23 protein-coding genes are annotated in these 19,544 nt (G+C 66.6%); 6 read left to right on the forward strand and 17 right to left on the reverse strand.

Annotated features, from left to right (window positions below; translation table 11 throughout):
• Position 1: 1 nt before the first annotated feature.
• The 13 genes from IB268_RS24570 to IB268_RS24630 form a co-directional block, all read right to left on the reverse strand.
• Positions 2–1,255, reverse strand: a complete 1,254-nt coding sequence (locus IB268_RS24570) for an Hsp70 family protein (protein WP_054452538.1) — start codon at positions 1,253–1,255, stop codon at positions 2–4.
• A 65-nt stretch (positions 1,256–1,320) separates the two neighbouring features.
• Positions 1,321–2,499 carry a RhtX/FptX family siderophore transporter gene (locus IB268_RS24575; protein ID WP_054452541.1) on the reverse strand — a complete coding sequence of 393 codons (1,179 nt, stop codon included), beginning with the start codon at positions 2,497–2,499 and terminating at the stop codon, positions 1,321–1,323.
• Between the two features lie 25 nt (positions 2,500–2,524).
• A complete protein-coding gene (locus tag IB268_RS24580) occupies positions 2,525–2,953 on the reverse strand; it encodes a cupin domain-containing protein (protein WP_119449271.1) in 429 nt (142 codons plus the stop codon).
• 56 nt (positions 2,954–3,009) lie between these two features.
• Positions 3,010–5,127 carry a TonB-dependent siderophore receptor gene (locus IB268_RS24585; RefSeq protein WP_302476944.1) on the reverse strand — a complete coding sequence of 706 codons (2,118 nt, stop codon included), beginning with the start codon at positions 5,125–5,127 and terminating at the stop codon, positions 3,010–3,012.
• A 115-nt stretch (positions 5,128–5,242) separates the two neighbouring features.
• The gene (locus IB268_RS24590; RefSeq protein ID WP_192354930.1) at positions 5,243–6,121 is read right to left on the reverse strand and encodes an AraC family transcriptional regulator; all 879 of its coding nucleotides are present in this window, start codon (positions 6,119–6,121) and stop codon (positions 5,243–5,245) included.
• Positions 6,122–6,221: 100 nt separating this feature from the next.
• The gene (locus IB268_RS24595) at positions 6,222–6,551 is read right to left on the reverse strand and encodes a hypothetical protein (protein WP_054452546.1); all 330 of its coding nucleotides are present in this window, start codon (positions 6,549–6,551) and stop codon (positions 6,222–6,224) included.
• A 168-nt stretch (positions 6,552–6,719) separates the two neighbouring features.
• Positions 6,720–6,944, reverse strand: coding sequence for a DUF3820 family protein (locus tag IB268_RS24600; protein WP_041655832.1), 225 nt, complete (start codon positions 6,942–6,944; stop codon positions 6,720–6,722).
• 5 nt (positions 6,945–6,949) lie between these two features.
• On the reverse strand, positions 6,950–7,501 hold the full coding sequence (locus IB268_RS24605; RefSeq protein WP_192328630.1) for a cysteine hydrolase family protein: 552 nt from the start codon (positions 7,499–7,501) through the stop codon (positions 6,950–6,952).
• A gap of 23 nt (positions 7,502–7,524) precedes the next feature.
• On the reverse strand, positions 7,525–8,082 hold the full coding sequence (locus IB268_RS24610) for a GNAT family N-acetyltransferase (RefSeq protein ID WP_192354931.1): 558 nt from the start codon (positions 8,080–8,082) through the stop codon (positions 7,525–7,527).
• Positions 8,063–8,992, reverse strand: a complete 930-nt coding sequence (locus IB268_RS24615) for a sigma-70 family RNA polymerase sigma factor (RefSeq protein ID WP_192328636.1) — start codon at positions 8,990–8,992, stop codon at positions 8,063–8,065. The genes IB268_RS24610 and IB268_RS24615 overlap by 20 nt, the downstream gene beginning before the upstream one ends.
• Before the next feature lie 11 nt (positions 8,993–9,003).
• Entirely contained in the window at positions 9,004–9,450 is a 447-nt protein-coding gene (locus tag IB268_RS24620; protein ID WP_054452557.1) for a carboxymuconolactone decarboxylase family protein, read from the reverse strand.
• Positions 9,451–9,561: 111 nt separating this feature from the next.
• Positions 9,562–10,209 (reverse strand): glutathione S-transferase family protein, encoded by a 648-nt coding sequence (locus IB268_RS24625; RefSeq protein ID WP_192354932.1) that lies wholly within the window; start codon positions 10,207–10,209, stop codon positions 9,562–9,564.
• 11 nt (positions 10,210–10,220) lie between these two features.
• Entirely contained in the window at positions 10,221–10,694 is a 474-nt protein-coding gene (locus IB268_RS24630; protein ID WP_192354933.1) for an OsmC family protein, read from the reverse strand.
• A gap of 163 nt (positions 10,695–10,857) precedes the next feature.
• On the opposite strand from IB268_RS24630, the gene IB268_RS24635 reads away from it, so the two are divergent.
• Positions 10,858–11,283 (forward strand): copper resistance protein NlpE, encoded by a 426-nt coding sequence (locus tag IB268_RS24635; RefSeq protein ID WP_054452565.1) that lies wholly within the window; start codon positions 10,858–10,860, stop codon positions 11,281–11,283.
• 80 nt (positions 11,284–11,363) lie between these two features.
• Entirely contained in the window at positions 11,364–12,101 is a 738-nt protein-coding gene (locus tag IB268_RS24640) for an ABC transporter substrate-binding protein (protein WP_192354934.1), read from the forward strand.
• 74 nt (positions 12,102–12,175) lie between these two features.
• On the opposite strand, the gene IB268_RS24645 is transcribed toward IB268_RS24640, so the two are convergent.
• On the reverse strand, positions 12,176–12,508 hold the full coding sequence (locus IB268_RS24645) for a zinc ribbon domain-containing protein (RefSeq protein WP_192354935.1): 333 nt from the start codon (positions 12,506–12,508) through the stop codon (positions 12,176–12,178).
• Positions 12,509–12,518: 10 nt separating this feature from the next.
• On the reverse strand, positions 12,519–13,748 hold the full coding sequence (gene fmdA, locus IB268_RS24650; RefSeq protein WP_054452573.1) for a formamidase: 1,230 nt from the start codon (positions 13,746–13,748) through the stop codon (positions 12,519–12,521).
• Positions 13,749–14,117: 369 nt separating this feature from the next.
• On the opposite strand from fmdA, the gene IB268_RS24655 reads away from it, so the two are divergent.
• Both IB268_RS24655 and IB268_RS24660 read left to right on the forward strand, forming a co-directional pair.
• A complete protein-coding gene (locus IB268_RS24655; protein WP_054452574.1) occupies positions 14,118–15,164 on the forward strand; it encodes a glycosyltransferase family 9 protein in 1,047 nt (348 codons plus the stop codon).
• A 55-nt stretch (positions 15,165–15,219) separates the two neighbouring features.
• The gene (locus IB268_RS24660) at positions 15,220–15,579 is read left to right on the forward strand and encodes a hypothetical protein (RefSeq protein WP_192354936.1); all 360 of its coding nucleotides are present in this window, start codon (positions 15,220–15,222) and stop codon (positions 15,577–15,579) included.
• Positions 15,580–15,607: 28 nt separating this feature from the next.
• Here IB268_RS24660 and IB268_RS24665 read toward each other — a convergent pair whose 3' ends face one another.
• A complete protein-coding gene (locus tag IB268_RS24665) occupies positions 15,608–17,092 on the reverse strand; it encodes an aminotransferase class V-fold PLP-dependent enzyme (RefSeq protein ID WP_175164273.1) in 1,485 nt (494 codons plus the stop codon).
• A gap of 108 nt (positions 17,093–17,200) precedes the next feature.
• Here IB268_RS24665 and IB268_RS24670 point away from each other — a divergent pair, with 108 nt between their 5' ends.
• Both IB268_RS24670 and IB268_RS24675 read left to right on the forward strand, forming a co-directional pair.
• Positions 17,201–17,674 carry an Lrp/AsnC family transcriptional regulator gene (locus tag IB268_RS24670; RefSeq protein ID WP_054452588.1) on the forward strand — a complete coding sequence of 158 codons (474 nt, stop codon included), beginning with the start codon at positions 17,201–17,203 and terminating at the stop codon, positions 17,672–17,674.
• A gap of 191 nt (positions 17,675–17,865) precedes the next feature.
• Positions 17,866–19,023 (forward strand): porin, encoded by a 1,158-nt coding sequence (locus IB268_RS24675; RefSeq protein ID WP_054452591.1) that lies wholly within the window; start codon positions 17,866–17,868, stop codon positions 19,021–19,023.
• Positions 19,024–19,172: 149 nt separating this feature from the next.
• Here IB268_RS24675 and IB268_RS24680 read toward each other — a convergent pair whose 3' ends face one another.
• Positions 19,173–19,535: a winged helix-turn-helix domain-containing protein gene (locus tag IB268_RS24680; RefSeq protein ID WP_088141465.1), complete on the reverse strand. Its 363-nt coding sequence runs from the start codon at positions 19,533–19,535 to the stop codon at positions 19,173–19,175.
• Between the last annotated feature and the right edge of the window lie 9 nt (positions 19,536–19,544).

Here is a 19,544-nt window from a genome sequence, read left to right on the forward strand (position 1 = left end):
CTCAGCCGAACTTGCGGCGGGCGTCCAGCGCCAGGCCGGCGCCGATGCTGCCGAACAGGTCGCCTTCGACGCTGCGCGCGCCCGGCACCAGGGCTGACACCGATTCGCGCAAACGCGGCACGCGGCTGGAACCGCCGGTGAAGAACACCGTATCCACGTCCGCGGTCGATACGCCGGCGTCGCGCAGCAACGCGCCCACCGTGGTCTCGACCTTTTCGATCAGGCGGCCCACGCAGGCGTCGAACGAGGGGCGCGTCACGTCCACGCCCAGCTCCGGCGCGATGCGCGACAGGTCGATGCGCGCGGCGGGCGTCTCCGACAGTGCGATCTTGGCCTCTTCGACCTGCACCGCCACCCAGTGGCCGGCGCGCTGCTTGACCAGGTTCAGCAGCAGGTCGATCTTCTCGCGGTCGCCGGCCTCGGCGCGGATGTAGGCGAAATGTTCGGCGGCCTTGCGCGTATAGGCCTGGTTGATGGTGTGCCAGCAGGCCAGGTTGCCGTATTGCGTGGAGGGCACATCCTTGCCGCTGCGCAGCTGGCTGCCCAGCCCCAGCATGGGCATCACGTGCGCCAGGCTGAGCTGCTTGTCGAAGTCCACCCCGCCGATGTGCACGCCGCCGTAGGCCAGGATGTCTTCGCGGCGGTCGGCCTTGGTGGCGCGGCCGGGCCCCAGGCGGATCAGCGAGAAATCGGAAGTACCGCCGCCGATGTCGATGACCAGCACCAGTTCTTCGCGGTCGATCTGCGATTCATAATCGAATGCGGCGGCCAGCGGCTCGAACTGGAACTCGATATCGGTGAAGCCGACGCTGCGCGCGATCTCGCCCAGCGTGTCCTGGGCGGTCTGGTCGGCGGCCGGATTGTCATCCACGAAGAACACCGGCCGGCCCAGCACGGCGCGCGTGAAGCCGCGCCCCGCTGCGGTTTCCGCGCGGCGCTTGAGTTCGGCGATGAAGCGCGTGAGCAGGACGCGGAACGGAATCGAACGGCCCTGCACTTCCGTCGAGCCGTCGATCAGCGAGCTGCCCAGCAGGCTCTTCATCGAGCGCATCAGGCGCCCGTCGTAGCCCGCCAGGTAGTCGGAGATGGCGGCCCGGCCATAGCTGACTTCGGCGTCTTCGTCATGGAAGAAAATGGCCGAGGGCAAGGTGGTCTTGCCGTCTTCCAGGGCGAGGAGCGCGCGCTGATCGGGGCGGCTCCAGCCCACGGTGGAATTGGACGTGCCGAAGTCGACGCCGCATGCGGTGGAAATCATGGGGAATTCTGGGGCTGAAAGCAAAACGGCGCATAAGTGTAGCCGCAACCGCCAGAATCGCCATATCAGCCCGTGCGCGCCAGCGCCCTGGCCGTGAACGCCAGCGTCGCGGCCGCCACCAGCAAGCCGCTGGCAAAGCCCCCCGCGTAGCCGACCTGGGCCGCCAGCCCGGTCATGAGGGACGAGGTCAGGATCTCGCCCAGGTCGCGCGCGCTCTGCACCGCAGTCATGTCGGTGCCGGCCTGCTCGCCGCGGCTGGCAAAGCGCATGGCCAGCGTCATCAGGGCCACGGACGCGGCGCCCGCGCCGAACGCGCCCAGCGCCTGCGCGCCCAGGGCGCTGCCCGCCTGCGACGGCATCCAGCCCTGGGCCTGCGCCATCCAGGCCAGCGCGGCCGCGCCCGAGGCAGCCAGGCCCAGCGCCAGAACCGCGCGCGCGCCCAGCCGGCCGATCAGCCATGCCCCACCGCCGCAGCCCAGCAGCACCGTCACCACGCCCCCCGCCATGCCGACGCGCCCCACGGCCTCGACCGCCCAGCCCGCATCCACCAGGAACAGCTTGGACAGGCCATAGCCCGCCACCGCCGTCATGGCCGACAGGAAGGCGGCCGCGGCCAGGGCCCAGGCGCCGGGGCGGCGCACGAAGGCGCCCAGCGTGGCGCGGCGCCTGGCCGCGGGCATGGCCAGTTCGGTTTCACGCCAGGCGGCCGCCAGCAGCAGGCTGAACGCCACCACGGCCGCCAGGGTCAGCAACGCCCCGGTCTGTCCGATATGGCCGGCCAGTACCAGGCAACCCGGTCCGCCGAAGAAGAAGCCCACCATGGTGCCGCCCACCTGCACGGCATTGGCGCGCGCCAGATCCTGCCCCTGGAAGCGCTCCGCCGTCAGGCCGTCGGTGGCGATATCCTGCGTCGCACTGGCCAACGAAGCCAGCGCCATCAAGGCGACCACCCAGGCCGCCCCCGCGGCATCGATGCCGAGCAAGGACAGCGCCAGCAGGCAGGCCAGCACCACGGCCTGCATCGGCAGGATCCAGCTGCGCCGCCGGCCCATGGCGCGGGTCCAGCGGTTGTCGACCACGGGCGCCCACAGGAACTTCAGCACCCACGGCAGGCCGACCAGCGGCAGCCAGGCCAGCGCGTGCAGGTCCGCGCCGTCGCGGCGCAGCAGCGTGGGCAAAGCCTCCATGGCCACGCCCAGCGGTATGCCTTGGGAAAAATACAAGGCGCCTATCATCACGAACATGCGTGCGTCTGCAATACGGTTCACTTCAGATTTCCTTCAACAAGGGGCTGCGGGATTGCGGCGCATCCGCGCGACGGTGTTCGCTGCCCTGCCCCGGCGTCACGAACAGGATCTTGCCGGGACAGGCCACGTGCAGCCTGTGCCACACGCCGCGCGGCACGATGGCGCTGCGCCGGGTATCCAGCAGCATGTCGGTCTGGACGCCGTCCTCCGCCATCAGCGTGACCACCACGCGCCCTTCCAGCACGCAGAGCATTTCATCGCCGGCCGGGTGGCGCTCCCACACATCGCCATGCACGTCGGCGTCGCTGGCCACGGCCTTGATGCCGACCAGCCATTCGTCCTGCGGCGCGAGGCGGCGCAGACGGCCCACGTCGCGCATGGCGCCGTCGCGCCCCAGCGCCACGAAGTGGTCCAGCCAGTCGAACACCGGCCCGGTATCGGGTGCACTCATCGATCTCTCCTTCTCATTGCCGGCGGACGCGCGCGGTGGGCGTCCGCCGCGGGTCATCAGTATTCGGCGCGCAGGGTCAGCATGACGTTGCGGGGCTCGCCGTAGCGGTTGTTCCAGGCCGTGCCCGACAGGCTCTGGTAATAGCCGCGGTCGAACAGGTTGTTGACGTTGAGCGCCGCGGTCACGTGCTTGTCCACGCGATAGGCCATGCGCAGGTCCACCAGCGCATAGCCGCCCTGGCGCAGCGTGACGGGACCGGACACCGTGGAATAGCCCGACTGCACCTGCAGCCCGCCGCCCACGCTCAGCCGCCGCTCCATGCCGGGCAAGGCATAGTTGGTCCACAGGCGGAAGATGTGCTTGGGCGTGAAGCGCGCGAACGGCTGTCCGCCGGATTCCGAATCCGTCAGGTACTTGCTGGTGTTGAAGGTGTAGCCCGCGGCCACCGTCCAGTAGGGCGTGATGCTGCCGGAGGCTTCAGCCTCGATCCCACGACTGCGCACTTCCCCACCCGAGATGTAGTAGCAGTTGCGGCCCACGCATGGCCATGCCGGGTCCTCCTGCGCGCGGTTCTTCTGCTGGATCTGGAACACGGCCAGCGACAGGTTCAAGGCGCCGTCCGCCAGTTCGCCTTTGACGCCGGCCTCGTAGTTGGTGCCGGTAATGGGATCCAGCGGCTGGCCGTCGCGCGTCAGCTCGCCCTGCGGCTGGAAGACCTGTGCATAGCTGCCATACAGCGACCATTGGCGGTCGAGGTCGACGATCAGCCCGCCATAGGGCGTGAACTCCGGATCGATGCGCTGGCGCGCGCGGGGCGCGCTCTGGTTCCACCAGCTCATGCGTCCGCCCAGCACCAGCGTCACCGGATCGGCCAGCGAAAAGCGGCCCATGCCGTAGACGCCCTGCTGCTTGAGCCGGGTCTCCCCGGGCGAGGTGTACGGCCCCACGCCAGGCTCGGGCACGCTGTGCGGATCCCAGTCGAAGACGTTGACCGGCACGTTCGGATAGGGCGTCAGGTCCGCGCTGTACTGCTCGGACGTGGTGCGTTGGGCATTGCCGCCCAACAGCAGTTCATGGCGCCGGCCGAACAGTTGCACCGGGCCGCCGACATAGGCGTCCACGCTGGCCTGGGTGTTGTCGAACTTGTAGGCCGCGCCCATCAAGGAGGAACCCAACCCGGTCTGGCGGTCTATCGCGCCATAGGCGCCGGCGTACTTCAGGTTGCTGTCCGCGGTCAGGTAATTGGCGCTGATCTTGGCGCTCCAGCCTTGGCCGAAGCGATGCTCCAGGTCCGCGAACACGCGCGTCGTATCCCAGTTGAAGCGGTCCCAGGCCACGTCCAGGTAGGTCGAGCGCTTCAGGCCGATATCGCCGCCGTCCTTGTAGCGCGGCACGCCGGCCATGTTGGTGGTGGAGCGGATGCGTTGGGTCTGCAGGCCGGCGGACAGCACCGTGTCCGGCCCCAGGTCCACCTCGCCTATTGCGTAGAGCAGCGCCGATTGCTGATCCGCGACGTCATAGAAATAACCACGGTCTTCCACGGCGCCGACGATGCGGCCGCGCACGCTGCCGCTGTCGTTCAAGGGGCCGCCCAGGTCGGCCTCCGCACGGTAGCGATCCCAGCTGCCGGCGCTGAGGGAGCCGTTGAACGAGAACTCGCGTTGCGGCCGCTTGCGCACCAGGTTCACCGTGGCGGCGGGATTGCCCGCGCCATGCATCAGGCCGTTGGCGCCGCGCAGGATCTCCACGCGTTCGTACACCGCCATGTCCTGCGGCGATGCCGCCATGTTGCCCATCAGCACGGGCACGCCGTCCTGCTCGAACGAATCTACTTTGAAGCCGCGCGCGTAGTACGCGGTGGTCAGCAGCTGATAGGGCTGCACCGTGATGCCGGTGGCGTGCTGCATCACCTCATCCAGGCTTTGCAGGTTCTGCTCGCGCATCCGCTCCTGCCCGATCACCGTCACCGACTGCGGAATCTCGCGCAGCGTCAGCGGCAGTTTGCCGAGGGTCGCCATGTCCTGCGCCACGCCCTCGCCGCTGACCGTCACCGCCGGCAGCGACGCGGCCTCCTGCGCCAGCGCCGGCCCCGCCGCCACCGCCAGCCACAGCGGCCAATGCCGCGCCCGCGCCGCGTTCCTGCGCGGCGCCCCCGTTTTCACCTGTTTTCGCACTGCCTGTCCTCTTAGAATTTTATTGAGAATAATTCTCAAGTAATTCTAGGAACGACAGCGGCCGCGCGTTGGCGATTGCGGAAGTCTTGCTGGCGATTGCGGAAGTTTCGACGCCTTAGCGGCCCGGCGCGACACTGCTGGGCAGCACGCCGTAGCGGCGCAGGAACGCCTTGGTGAAGTGCGAATCGGTATAGCCGCAGGCGTAGGCCGCCTCGGACACGGTATAGGCGCCTTCGGCCAGCAGCGCCTGGGCCTGCTCCATGCGCCGCTCGCGCACGTAGGCGTAGACGCTCTGGCCGAACAGCTTGCGAAAGCCGGTGGTGAGCTTGTTGACGTTCACGCCCACGCGTCGCGCCAGTTCGGGCAGCGAGGGCGGGTCCTGCAGGTTCGCCGCAACCAGGTCGCGCGCGTGATGCAGGCGTTCCACGTCGGCGCGCGTCAGGCCGCGCACGGGAGCGCCCTGCTCCGCCGGCTGCAGCGCGCCCAAGGCAAGCGCGGTCAGTTCCAGCGCCTTGGCCGAGAGGTACATGCGCCTGAGCGCGCCCTGCACCGGGCAGGCCAGCATCTGGTGGCCCAAGGCCTCCAGCTTGCGGTCCGCCCGCATATTGGCCTCGGCGTATGCGCCAACGGCCCGCGGCGCGCGCAGCAGGCCCGCCAATTGGGCCGGATCCATGGCAAAGGCATCGCGCAGATGGTCCAGTCCCGTGCGCAGGGACACGAAGCGCAAGGACTGATGGGCGCCAAACTCGTGCTCCATGCCCATGGCGTCCTGGCACACGCTCAGGTGCAGCGCGGGCCCGCTCACGCGGGTGGGCGCGGCGCCGCGCACGCTATAGCGCAGGTCCCCGTCCAGCACGAGCACCAGCTTCAGGCCCGGCTCCAGGCGCTCCTGCACGCGCTCGTCGCGGCCAAAGCGCAGCGTGCCGCCCGCCAGCGAAATAGCGGGCGTGGCGGCCGATACGGTCCAATCAGGTTCGGGATGGGCGGCGGTCAAGATGGCGGCTCCGTCGCGGCGGGCAGCGCTGTTGATGAGATTGAATATTATTACCGTTTGACCAGAACGGAAAGCCGCCCGTTGGGCGGCGGCGCGCGCCTTATTGCTGGCGACGCTGCTCCAGCTCTTTCAGGCACTGCGCCACGCCGGCCTGCATCTGCGCGTTCGACACGGCGGCGCGGTCCGACACTTCGCGGCAGCGCACGTACTGGGCCTGGCTTTCCGGCGTGTCGCGGATGACCGCGGGCGCGGAGCCGGCTTCGGGCGTGACCGTCATGCGCAACGTGGAAGGCGGCGACAGGCTGCCGTCCTTGGAGCGCACGCTGGGGTACTGGTATTCCTGCGTGACGGGCGCCGCATTCTGCGCCTGTACGGCGCCGGCCGCGCACAAGGCGGCAAGCAGGAAGGCGGAAATGTGGAGTTTCTTCATGACGACCTCTCTTCAATGGACTGACGTCCAGGGCGCGCTCCGGGGCCCCTGGGCATGCCGCACTATGGTATCCCCGGCCGCTGGCGCGCGGCGTGCCAAGACGCTACACAATCCGCCACAGTTGTTTCCCGGGGTTTCTCTGGCGGGTTGCCCTACGCGGGCCGCGCCCTACTTCTTCGGCGCGGACTGGCGCAGCGGCGCCAGCAAGGAAGACAAGCCGTTGTGGTCCAGCTCGTGCATCAGGGCCAGCAGACGTCCCAATTCACCCGGCGGAAAGCCCTTGCGCGCGAACCAGGCCAGGTAGGGCCCGGGCAAATCCGCGATCAGGCGTCCCTGGTACTTGCCGAAGGGCATGGTGCGCGTGACCAGCAAGGACAGCAGTTCAGGATCCATGGCGGTCACCGGGCAGCCGCGGCGGCGAAGACGATGTCCGCCGCAGGCACGGCGGCGATCTTCACGCCAAAACTGGAGATCGATGACAAGGTCGCGTTGTGATGCGCGCGGATCTGCGCGCCCGGCGCATGCGGCTTGTCCTGGGTGGTGTGGGCGTCGGCAGCCAGCGTGACGGGATATCCAAGCGCGGCCGCGCGGCGCACGGTCGTGTCCACACAGAACTCGCTGGCGTAGCCGCACACGACCAGTTGCGTGGCGCCGGCTTGCGCCAGCGCATCGGCCAGACCGGTGCGCAAAAAGGAATCGGGCGTGGTCTTGCGCACGCGGACGTCGCCGTCCTCCGGTTGCAGCCGCGAGTCCAACTGCCAGCCCGGCTGGCCGTGATCCATGGCGCTGCCGGGGCTCTCGTGCTGCACGTAGATGACGGGCGCGCCAGCCGCGCGCGCACGCCCGGCCAGCGCATTGATGCGGGCCAGCACGGCCTCGGCATCGGCTGGCGCGGGATTCGTCTCGAACAGCGCGCGCTGCACGTCTATCACGATCAAAGCGGAGGTCATGGTTTTCTCGAATTGGTTGGGCGTCAGTCCTGCGCGGCAGCGACCCGCGCGTACATCCAGAAGTCGCGAGGTTCGCCGCGCACCAGGCGGTAGCGGCGCATCAGTCCTTCGCACTGAAAACCGCAGCGTTCCAGCACGCCGGCCGACGCCACGTTGGTATCCAGCACGGTAGCCTGGATGCGTGCGAAGCCCAGCTCGCGCAAGGCCCACTCGGTCACGGACACACAGGCGCGCGTGGCGATGCCACGCCGCCAGTACGGCGGCGCGACGTCATAGGCGATCTCCGCGCGCCGCGCGGACGCAGCGATCTCGTTCAAACCTATGGTGCCCGCCAAGACGCCGTCCAGCGTGACGATGGCCAGGCGCAGGCTGTGCGATACCGCTGGCTGACCATAACCGCGGATCAGGCGCACCAGCGTATCCGGTCCGTCCAACTGCCAGCTGGTATGGCGCGTGACCGCCTCGTCGCGCAGATATGCGTGCCAATCGGCCGCGTCTGCTTCCCGCAATGGGCGTAGCCGCAAGCCTTCCAGCCCCAGTACGGGCAGGTCCTGCGGATAGTCAGTGAGGTGCGGAATCATCCTGGGGCGCGGTCGGCTGCGGCGGCAGCGCCGCGACATGGCGCAGCTTATCAGGGTTGCGCACGATGTAGATGGCGGCGATCCTGCCGTCGCGCACCTCCAGCGTGGTCGACCGGGGCAAACCGTCCAGTTCGGTCGCCAGCACCCCCGGCATGCCGTTCAATTGCGTCACCACGGCGTCCAGGAACTGGCCGCTGGGCTTTTTCGCCAGACCGGCAAAAAAACGCGCGATCTTGTCGCTGCCCAGAATGGGCCTGAACACGGCCAGCTTTTTGCCGCCGCCGTCCGCATGCAGCACGGCGTCATGCGCCAACAGGCTGCGCAGGGCATCCACATCGCCCGCGCGCGATGCCTGCCAGAAGGCATCGGCGATGCGCGCGCCTTCCTGCTCCGTCACTGCGAACCGCGGACGCGCGTCGCGCACGCGGCTGCGCGCCCGCGCGGCCAACTGGCGGCAGGCTGCCTCGTTGCGGCCCAGCGTCGCCGCGATCTCCGCGAACGGCATGTCGAACACGTCGTGCAGCAGGAAAGCGGCCCGTTCCAATGCGGACAGGCGCTCCAGCGCCAGCATCAGCGCCACCGACAGATCGTGCGCAATCTCCCCCGCACCCGCCGCCTCATAGCTGCCCGCGTCGGGCAAGGGTTCGGGCAGCCATGGCCCCACGTACTCCTCGCGCCGCGCGCGCGCCGATTTCAACTGGTCCAGGCACAGCCGCGTGACCGTCCGCGACAGGAAGGCGCGAGGCGTCTCGACCCGGCCGCGGTCCGCGTCGCGCCAGCGCAGCCACGCGTCCTGCACGATGTCCTCGGCCTCCGCCCATGACCCCAACATGCGGTAGGCCAGGCCCTGCAAATGCCTGCGATGGGGCTCGAAGTCGGCAACGGCATCGGGAATGGCGGACGCGCTCATACGGCCTGGCCTCAGTGCTTGGGATGCTGCGAGCGGAACCCGACTGCGATGCGGTTCCAGCTATTGATCATGTTGATGGCGACGGTCAGGTTGACCTGCTCTTCCTCGTTGAAATGCCTTGCCATTTCGGCGTAGTCCGCGTCCGGCGCGCGAGTATCTGCAAGTCTGGTCAACGACTCCGTCCACGCCAGCGCGGCGCGCTCACGCTCGCTGTACAGCGAAGATTCGCGCCAGGCATCCAGCAGGTACAGGCGCATTTCGGTTTCGCCCTGTTTACGGGCATCGGTGGAATGCATGTGCAGGCAGTAGGCGCAACCATTGATCTGCGAAGCGCGCATCTTCACCAGTTCGAGCAGGCTGTGCTCCAGGCCGCAGCTTTCGACGAAGTCGTTCAGGGCGATCATGGCTTTCATGGCCTTGGGCGAGGCGGTGTAGGCGTTCAGGCGGGCGGTGCTCATGGCGGGTCTCCGGCAAGGTAGGCATGCGCCGCAGGATGCGGCGCCATTACCCGTAGGACGAGACAGCCTGCCATGACGTGACATCGCCCGCCGGAAAATTTGTAAATCCGGCTAGAAAGCCAGCCGCCCGCGCAGCTCCCCGAACGGCACCATCACATGTTCGCGATAGGCGGGACGGGCATGCAGGCGCTCGTACCAGGCCTGCAGATGGGGCATGGACGGATGCGGGATGTCCAGTTCGAAGTAGCGGTAGAGCGTGGTGCCCGCCGGAATGTCGGCCAGGCCCAGGGTTTCGCCGCCCAGATACGGACGGTCCGCCAGCGCGCGGTCCAGTTGCCGCAGGCAGGCATGCGTGGCGGCGATGGAGCGCTCGATGGCCGCCGTGTCGCGCTGCGCCTCGGGGGTGCGGTAATAGCCCCAGAACACGCCCATCAGAAAGGCTGGCTGCAAGGCGGTCTGGGCCCAGTCCATCCAGCCGTCGGCGCCGGCCCGCTGCGCGGGGTCGTCCGCCCAGAAGCGGCCGGCGCCGTCGCGCGCGGCCAGATAGCGCAGGATGGCATGGGACTCCCAGACCGTCGTCGCGCCATCGCGCAGCAGCGGCACCTTGCCGTGCGGATTCATGGCGCGGAACTCGGCCGTGTCCAGCAGCCCGTGCTCGCCGCCAGCCAGCACATGTTCGTACTCCAGGCCCAGCTCTCCCGCCAGCCACAGCACCTTCTGCACATTGAATGAACTGCGGCGTCCCCAAACGGTCAGCATGGCGATGGTCCTCAGGCAGCTTGCACGATGCGCGGCTCGCAACGCACCGGGAAGTTGACCGAATTGGCAATGAAGCAGAAATGATGCGCGCGCTCGTGCAGTTCGGTCGCCAGCGCAGCGTCGTCGCCAGCGCGGATGGTCACTTCGGGGCGCAAGGTGACGGCGCTGAAGAAGCCGCCACGCTCGCGGTCCTCGACCATGACGCCTTCGGCCTCGTCGCGGTAGGCCTCCACCGTCACCCCTTCGACCGCGCAGAAGTGCAGATACCAGAGCTTGTGGCACGCGGACAGCGACGCCACCAGCATGTCCTCGGGATTCCAGCGCGCGGGATCGCCGCGGAAGGCCGGATCGGACGATCCCGGCACATCGGGCTTGCCCGCCGCACGGATCACGTGGTCGCGGGAATAGGCCGCGTAGCTGGACGTGCCGGAGCCGGTGTTGCCGGTCCAGTCGACGGTGACGTTGTAACGGTGTTCGCCTTTCATCGGAATCGTCCTGTTCAAGAGGGAAGGCCCGGGCCGGTGCGCCTGGAAAATAAGGTAGCGTAGCGCATGCACGGCCGCTGCCGGCCCCCGCGCTTTACATCCCGTTTCAGCACCGCCCCGTTACTGTCCGTATCGTGACCGGTTTGCCAAACAGGAGCTCGCCATGATGAAAACCACCCTGACCTGCGCCCTGACGCTAGCCCTGCTCGCCGGCTGCGCGCCCTCCCGGCCCGGCGCCGGCGGTTCCGCCCCCGTCGACAGCCACACCGCCCGCGATTCGCTGGACTGGGCCGGCAGCTACGAAGGCACCCTGCCCTGCGCCGACTGCCCGGGCATCCGAACCCGCCTGACCTTGGAACAGGATGGCCGCTACGAAAGACAGACCCAGTACCTGGACCGCCAGCCGCAGCCCGAGGTGGTAACCGGCACATTCAGCTGGGAGTCCGACGGCAGCACCATCCGCCTGGACGCGTCCGGCGACAGCCAGCGCTACTTCGTGGGCGAAAACCAGGTGACCATGCTGTACCGCGACGGCACCCGACCTACAGGTCCGCTGGCCCCGCACTACGTACTGCGCCGCGCACAATAAGGCATCGCGCAACGCGCGCGCTTGCGGCTATGCTTGCCGCATCGTGCGCGCCAGCGCGCGCCCCTACGCCCAAGGAAACCATGAAGACCGACCACGAGCTGCTTTCCGCCTTCGCCCCCACCGGCGCGTTGCGCGCGTCCATCAACCTGGGCAATCCCATCCTCGCCCACGCCGATCCCGTCACCGGCCAGGCCGGCGGCGTCTCGGTCGACCTGGCAACAGAACTGGCGCGGCGCCTGGACGTGCAACTGGAACTGGTGGTCTTCAAGTCGGCCGGCGAATCCGTCAATGCCGTAGCCGCAGAAGAGGCCGACGTGGGCTTCTTCGCCATCGATCCGCTGCGCGGCGCGCAGATCGCATTCACCGCGCCCTACGTGGTCATCGAAGGCGCGTACCTGGTGCGCCAGGACTCGCCCATCGTCAGCATGGACCAGGTGGACCGCAAGGGCCAGCGCGTGGTGGTCGGCAAGGGCAGCGCCTACGACCTGCACCTCACGCGGGAACTCAAGCAGGCGGAGATCTTCCGCGCGCCAACCTCGCCCGCCGTCGTCGACACCTTCATGCAGGAAAACATGGAAGTCGCCGCAGGCGTGAAGCAGCAGCTTGAAGCCGACGCGCAGCGCCTGGGCGGCCTGCGCCTGTTGGACGGCCACTTCATGCTGATCCGGCAGGCCATGGGCGTGCCCAAGAGCCGCGGCGACAAGGCCAGCGCCTACCTGGCCGCCTTCGTCGAGGCCATGAAGAAATCGGGCTTCGTCGCCGAAGCCCTGGCCCGCCACAAGATCCAGGGCGCCGCGGTGGCGCCACTGGAGGCCTGAACCCGTTGCTCGCGCCTCGCAAGAACAAGGCCCCGCTCGACCGGGGCCTTGTTTTATGCGCCATCGTCGCGTCCTCAGTGGCTGATCATCCAGGGCCTTGCGCCCGCGAACGACTTCGCCCCATCGGGCGTGGTGCGCGTCTTGCCCGCCGTCTTGCCGCCGGAGCAGCATCCGCAATTCATGCCGTGGCCGGAACGCGAACTGCGCGGCTCGTGGGCGCTGCGCTCATTGACCGCGCGCGCCCGGTTCACCGCGGAAGATAGCGCCGATATCGCCGGCGCCCCGCTCAGGATGCGGCCGCACATCGCGCCGCATTGCGGGCAGGCCGCGGGATCGCGCCACTGGGCCAGAGGCACCAGCGCCGCGAACTCGCCGCAATCGCCGCAGGCATAGTCATACATGGGCATGGGATGGCTCCTAGCGGTCGCGCGACAGCGGCATGTCCACGCCGCCCTGGATGTGCTTGACGGGGCCGGACGCCGACGGTTGGATGTCGAAGTCGAAAATCTCCGTCGGCAGCCACAGCGTGGCGCAGGAGTTAGGGATGTCCACCACCCCGCTGATATGCCCCTGCACCGGCGCGCAGCCCAGCAACGAATACGCCTGGGCGCCCGAATAGCCGAACTTCTTCAGGTACTCGATGGCGTTCAGGCAGGCCTGCCGGTACGCGACGTTCACGTCCAGGTAGTGCTGCTTGCCGGATTCGTCCACCGAAATGCCTTCGAAGATCAGGAAGTCCTTGTAGGCCGGCGTGATCGGGCTGGGCTTGAAGATCGGATTCCTGATCGCGTACTTGTCCATGCCGCCCTTGATCAGCGACACGCGCATGTGCACCCAGCCCGCCATTTCAATGGCGCCGCAGAACGTGATCTCGCCGTCGCCCTGCGAAAAATGCAGGTCGCCCACCGACAGGCCGCCGCCCTTCACATAGACCGGAAAGAACACGCGCGCGCCGCGCGAAAGGTCCTTGATGTCGCAGTTGCCGCCGTGCTCGCGCGGCGGCACCGTGCGCGCGCCTTCGCCCGCCGCCTTGTCGCGCTCCGCTCCCTGCATGGCGCCCATGTGTGCCGTCTTCGGCGCGGGCGGATTGGCCAGCGGCGGCACGCGGTTGGGATTGGTGTCGATCAGCGCCTGCTCGCGCCGGTTCCAGGTATCCAGAAGCTTCTTGTCCGGCAGGCAGCCGATCAGCCCGGGATGGATCAACCCGGCGAAGTTCACGCCCGGGATATGGCGGGACGACGTGAACATGCCATGGAAATCCCAGATGGATTTCTGCGCGTGCGGAAAATGCTCGGTCAGGAAGCCGCCGCCGTTATTGCGGCTGAAGAAGCCGTTGAACCCCCACAGGCTGTCCGGCTTGGCGCCGATGTCCAGCAGGTCCACCACCAGCAGGTCGCCAGGCTCGGCCCCTTCCACGCCCACCGGCCCCGAGAGAAAGTGCACCGTGGACAGGTCCACGTCGCGGACGTCGTCGGCGCTGTCGTCGTTCTTGATTGCGCCGCCGGTCCAGTCATAGGTTTCCAGCACGAAGTCATCCCCGGGCTTGACCCACACGGCCATCGGAATGTCCGGATGCCAGCGATTGTGGATCTGTGCGTTCTCGTAGGGGGATTGGGCCAGGTCGACCTTGATGAGGGTATCGGTCATTCTCTTTCATCTCCAACGTAACTTGTTGATAAAACAGAAATTTCTATCTCCGACTGTCTCGCGAGCGCGCCAGGCGGCGTTGCAAGTCGTTGATATGTAAAGAACAGTAGGCGAGTTTCAGGCAACCGTAAACTGGGTTTTCGACCAGTAACCAGGCGATAAATTGGAGTAGAACTTAAGAGGCATGGGATGCGTCATGCGCCCGCCGCATCCCCACCTGCCATCACCTGATCCTGGGGCCATCGCACAACACTCTTTCCATATATTCAATACAAAAAACTACACACGCAGGAAACATACCTCCGCCAGACTAATGGATCCGAAATTCAGTTCCTTTTCAAAGGGCAGTGAGCGTATCTATTGGATGCCATGTCGACCGCCCCCTCCGTCTCGTGCAGCACTGCGCGAAATTGTGCGATTTATATTTCCGGCGGCATCGGCGACGGAGTGCTCAGCATGGTTTTTGCCCGGGCATTGGCCGAACAAACCGGAGGGACGGTCTCATTGCTCATGACTCAAAATGAGTCCGCGCAAGAACTGTTCCGCGCTCAGCCCTATGTAGGGGAAGTCATCTCGCTGCGATCGGAAAACCGGCTGCAAGGCTGGGAACGAATCACACGGGTGAAGCAGGTGCTGGCGGATCGCGCCTACGACAGCCTGTTTCTCTTTACCTTCCGTACTCACATTGCGCTGGCGGCCCGCTTGGCAGGAATTCCACGGCGCATCGGTTTCGTACGCATGCATCATCCGCATCTCGCGGCACTGCTCACGCATCGTCTCTGGGTACGCCGCAAAGGAACCCCGCACCCCGACATCTATACATGGCTGCCGTTGCTGTATGCCAAGGCTGGCTATCAGTATGAGCCACGTTATCCGTCGCTATTCTGTACGGATTCGGCGAGCAGCAAGGCCATCCAGTTCTGCCAAGCGCAATCGCGGACGGTTGGCTTCGGCTTGAATGGATCGATACCCTGCAAACGCTATAGCGGCAGAGCTTTTGCGGAGGTCGCGCGCATCTTGCATGCGCAAGATAGCGGACTGCGTTTTGCATTGGTGGGCGGCAGCGATGTCCAGGAGATCGCCCAAGAAATTCGCAGCTTGCTGCCCGAGTCCATTGTCTTGTTGGACGCAACGCAACAGGCCACGGACATATGCGATAGCCAGGCGCTGATCGCGCGCTGTTCGGTATTTGTTTCCAACGACAGCATGGGCATGCACATTGCGGCGGCCCACGGAATACCGACCATAGGTCTGTTCGGCGCCACTCCTGCGTTGCGGTATGTGCCCTGGCTGCATCCGATTGAAGCCGCCGTAAAGGGCGACATGGCCAGCATTGCGCCGCAGACAGTGGCCGAGGCGATCTGGAAGCATCTGGCGGCAGCGGGTTCGGACGGATCTGCCCATCCGGCGCACTGATGCTCGCGGCAGTTATGATGCTGCCCATTCAGTCGCATTCCCAAGGTATCCCCGCATGGCCGCTCTTGACCGACGCTCCCTCGCCGTCCTGCTCCTCTGCGCCGCCAGCGCCCCCGCCGTCGCGCAAGACTGCGTTGCGCAGGTCCAGGCAGAGCAGGCGCGCATCGACCGCGCGCAGGACGTGCAGCGCACGCGCGAAGCATCCAACGATCTGCAATTGAATCGCGAGCTGTGCCAGGGCCGGCTGGACTTGCTGGATGCGCGCTACGCCCTGGCCGACGACTTCGAGGCCTGCCGCCGCAAGGGGGTCGAGTTTCCGGCGAAGATGGCGCGCGCGCTGAGCGACGCGTCCGAGGAACTGGCCGACAAAAAGGCCGCATGGATCAGAACCTGCGGCCTGCAGATGAAGGATTGAGCGGCCCGCCAGCCGGCGGGCGCGCGGCTCAGGCGGCCTGCTTCTCAGCGCTGTGCGGGAAGAAGATGGCCCGGCTTGGATCGAAGCCGTAGCGGTGCTCGAACTCGGTCGCATCCGCGGCCAGCGCCAGCACCGAATCCAGGATGAAATCGGCCTTCTCGTCTGGCAGCAGCACGCTGAAGTTCAGCCGGATGAAGCCCGGCTTTTCCATCTCGCGGCCGTCCAGGATGGCTTGGCGCATCTGCTGCGATTCCTCAGCGTCGATATCCAGCAGGCGATGCACGTAGGGTCCCGCGCAGGCGCAACCGCCGCGCGCCTGGATGCCGAAGCGGTCGCTCAGCATGCGCGTCACCAGTTGCTGGTGCACGAAGCCGCCGCGTCCATTGCGCACCCGGAACGAGAAAATCGGCAGGCGCGCCGCCGTCAGCGAACCCAGCAGCTCCAGCTGCGCGACGCCTTGCCATCTGGCCAGCGCACGCTCCACGAAGTGTTGATTGCGCTGGCGCATGAAGTCGGCGCCCAGGGCTTCCTTCACCAGCAGCACCAGCGCGGCGCGGATATCGCCCACCACATTGGGCGTGCCCGCTTCCTCGCGCGCTTCCAGGCTGCCGCTGTAGTCGTGGCCCGCGGGCGAAACGAAGCGCACCGTACCGCCGCCGGGCCAGGTGGGCTTGGTGTCCAGCACCGCGTCGCGGCGCACGATCAGCACCCCAGACGCGCCCGGACCGCCGATGAATTTGTGCGGCGAAAAAACAATCGCGTCGATCGCCGCGTCGGCGGCGGGCGTCATCCGGATCGGCAGATAGGGCGCGCCGCCTGCGTAGTCCCACAGCATCTTGGCGCCCGCGGCCTTGACGCGCCGGGTCACTGCCGCCACGTCCGCCACGATGCCCGTCACGTTCGAAGCCGCCGACAGCGCGCAGACGACCAGCGCGCCCTTCCCGGCTTGCAGCGCCGCGTCCAGCTGGGCCAGCTCGGGGCCGCCTTCCGGGCTTTCCGCCAGCTCGACGACTTCAGCGCCGCATTCGCGCCACGGCAGGATGTTGGAATGGTGTTCGTAGGGGCCGATGATGATGCGCACCTTGCGGCCCGCGGCGATGGCCTCGCGCACGCCGAACAGATGCACCAGCCGGTTGATCCCCGCCGTCGCGCCAGACCCCGCAAAAATCACGGCATGCTCATCGCTCGCGCCGCAGCACCGCGCAATCGCCGCGCGCGCCTCGCGGCGCAGGCGGGTAATGAAACCGCCGCAGTACGACGCCTCGGTATGCGAGTTGGCGTAGTACGGCAGCACCTGCTCAAGAATGAAACGCTCGACCTGCATCAGCGCCCGGCCGGACGCAACGTAGTCGGCGTACACCAGCGGCTTGATGCCATAGGGCCCCTCGACCACCGCATCCTTGCCGATCAGCCCCTCGGCCAGCGCCGCGGCCACGTCGTCCGTCTTCAGGCTTTCCTGGAATTGCTGCAACGGAGTGATCTTGGCGGGGGTCGTTTTGGTAGGCGTATTCATGTCGGGGATGTTCCTGGGCACACCGAAATATCATACGATGGAAAGAAATTTGAAACCTCACCTAAATTTTGCCAAAAACCTCATAAATTGGGTCATTTGATCTTTTAAATGGAAAAAATAGATAAATTTGATCTGAATATCATCTCCTGCCTGCAAAAGGACGGCGCGCTGTCGCAACGCGAGCTGGCCGATCGCGTCGGCCTGTCGCAAAACGCCTGCTGGCGCAGGCTGCAGCGCTTGAACGCCTGCGGCATCATTCGCGGCACCCGGGCCGAGGTCAATCTGGTCGAACTGGGACTGGACCTGACGGTCTTCGTGATGATCCGCACCAGCCATCACGCCAAGGCCTGGGCTGACGGCTTTCGCCAACATGTGGAACGCCTGCCCGAAGTCACGGAGTTCTATCGCATCGGCGGGGACTGGGATTACCTGATCAAGGTGGTCTGCCGCGGCATGGCCGGGTACGACCGCTTCTACCAGAAGCTGATCACGGATTTCGAGCTTTCCACGGTGACCGGGTTCTTCAGCATGGAGGCCATCATCGAGAACCGGCCTCCGGATCTGGGGGGATTGGAGGGATAAGGCAGGCGGGGTACGACCCATGCGGACATGACAGAACCGTGACGCCGGGACGATCGGATTTGTAATTCCAATGACTGCGGATTGTCGGGCGACGGCCTGCACACTGGCCCTGCCAATCCGCCAGAAGACATGGTTTCCGTGGCTTCCGGTCGGTATGACGCATATCGATCTTCCCCGCTCACGGAGTCCCCATGAAAAAGCTATACGCCGCGGCGGCCGCCACGGCACTGTCTGGCGCCGCCTATGCGCAGCCCTCTTCCGTCACGCTCTATGGCCTTATCGACACCGGCATCGGCTACGCCAACGTCGATGGCGCCTACACCGATCCCGCCACCGGCAGCCGCACCCGCGTCGACAGCAGCCGCATCGGGTCCACCACCGGCACCACCGCGGGTTCGCGCTGGGGCCTGCGCGGCAAGGAAGACTTGGGCGACGGCCTGTATGCGCTCTTCCAGCTGGAGTCCGGCTACGACAGCCGCAACGGCAACTCGCTGCAAGGCGGCCGCCTGTTCGGCCGCGAAGCCACCGTGGGCCTGGGCAGCGCCGACTGGGGCGAAGTCCGCCTGGGCCGGCAATACAACGTCGCCGCGCGCTACTTCACCGGCATGTTCGGCTCGTCGTTCGGCGGCGGCTTCAATCAGTTGAACACCGGCGCGGGCCTGGGCTTCAGCTCGGCCTACTTCGTGCGCTACGACAACCTGGTCGTCTATGAAACCCCGTCGATGGGCGGCTTCAAGGGCGCCGTCGGCTATGCCTTCAACGCCGACGACCGCCGCCTGGCCCAGACAGGCTTCGCCACCGCCGACAACACCCGCGCCATCACGGCCGGCCTGCGCTACGACAACGGCCCCGTGATGGGCTTTGCCACCTATGACCAGCTCAATGCCTCGAACAAGCTGAGCCCAAGCCAGACCGACGCCACGCCGCGCTCCTACATTGTCGGCGGCTCCTACGACTTCGAGGTCGTCAAGGTCGCCCTGGCCTACAACCGCATGAGCGACGGCTGGTTCGCGGGCAAAGGCTTCCCCAATGGCGGCAGCATCGGCGGCTTCACCGGCACCCCGTCCTACGCATTCGTCAAGGGCTTCCGCTCCAACGCCTACATGCTGGCGCTGGCCGCCCCGGTCGGCAGATCCGGCGGCGCGTTCGCATCGTGGCAGCGCGCCGACGCCAACAACAAGCAGCTCACTGGTGGCGACGCCACCAGCAACACCTACAGCCTGGGCTACAACTACAACCTGTCCAAGCGGACCGATCTGTATGCGGTAGCGTCCTACACCACCAACTGGGCGTTCCTGGACAACGTCAAGGCGACCGAAGTGAACATGGGCATCCGCCACCGGTTCTAGCGCAAGCTTTCACAAGACGCTGTATGCAGGGAGTCCCTTGATCGCGCCCTCCTCCGCGAAGGGAAGGCCAGATGATCGCCGCGCGCCTTTCCGGCGCGCGTTTTTTTGACACCGCGCAGTTGCCCGCCGCGCATGAAGGCTTGTGCCGATCACAAAGGACCCGCCGCCAGCATATAGCTGCCGCCCCGTATCGTATGCAGCAGCTTGGGCCCCGGGCCTGCGTCCACTTTCTTGCGCAGCCTGCGCATGGCGACCGCAACCGCATGCGACTTGAAATTGCGCTTGTCGTGGATATGCAGCTTCATTTTCCAGACCTGCTCGGCCAGCTCCCATCCCACGCATACGACCCCAGGCCGCTGCATCAGAAAAGCCAGCAAGCCGAATTCCTTGGGCGTGAGCGGCAGGAACTGCCGGTCGCGGTAGGCGCGGCAACGCAACAAGTCCAGCTCCAGGTCGGCAAGCTGCAACCTGGGGCTGGACTCGGGGGGATTGATCACGGAGGATTCGGCCACGCCGGGCGC

The organism is Achromobacter sp. ACM01 (genome assembly GCF_014851745.1).
Classification (GTDB): Bacteria; Pseudomonadota; Gammaproteobacteria; order Burkholderiales; family Burkholderiaceae_B; genus Achromobacter; species Achromobacter aegrifaciens.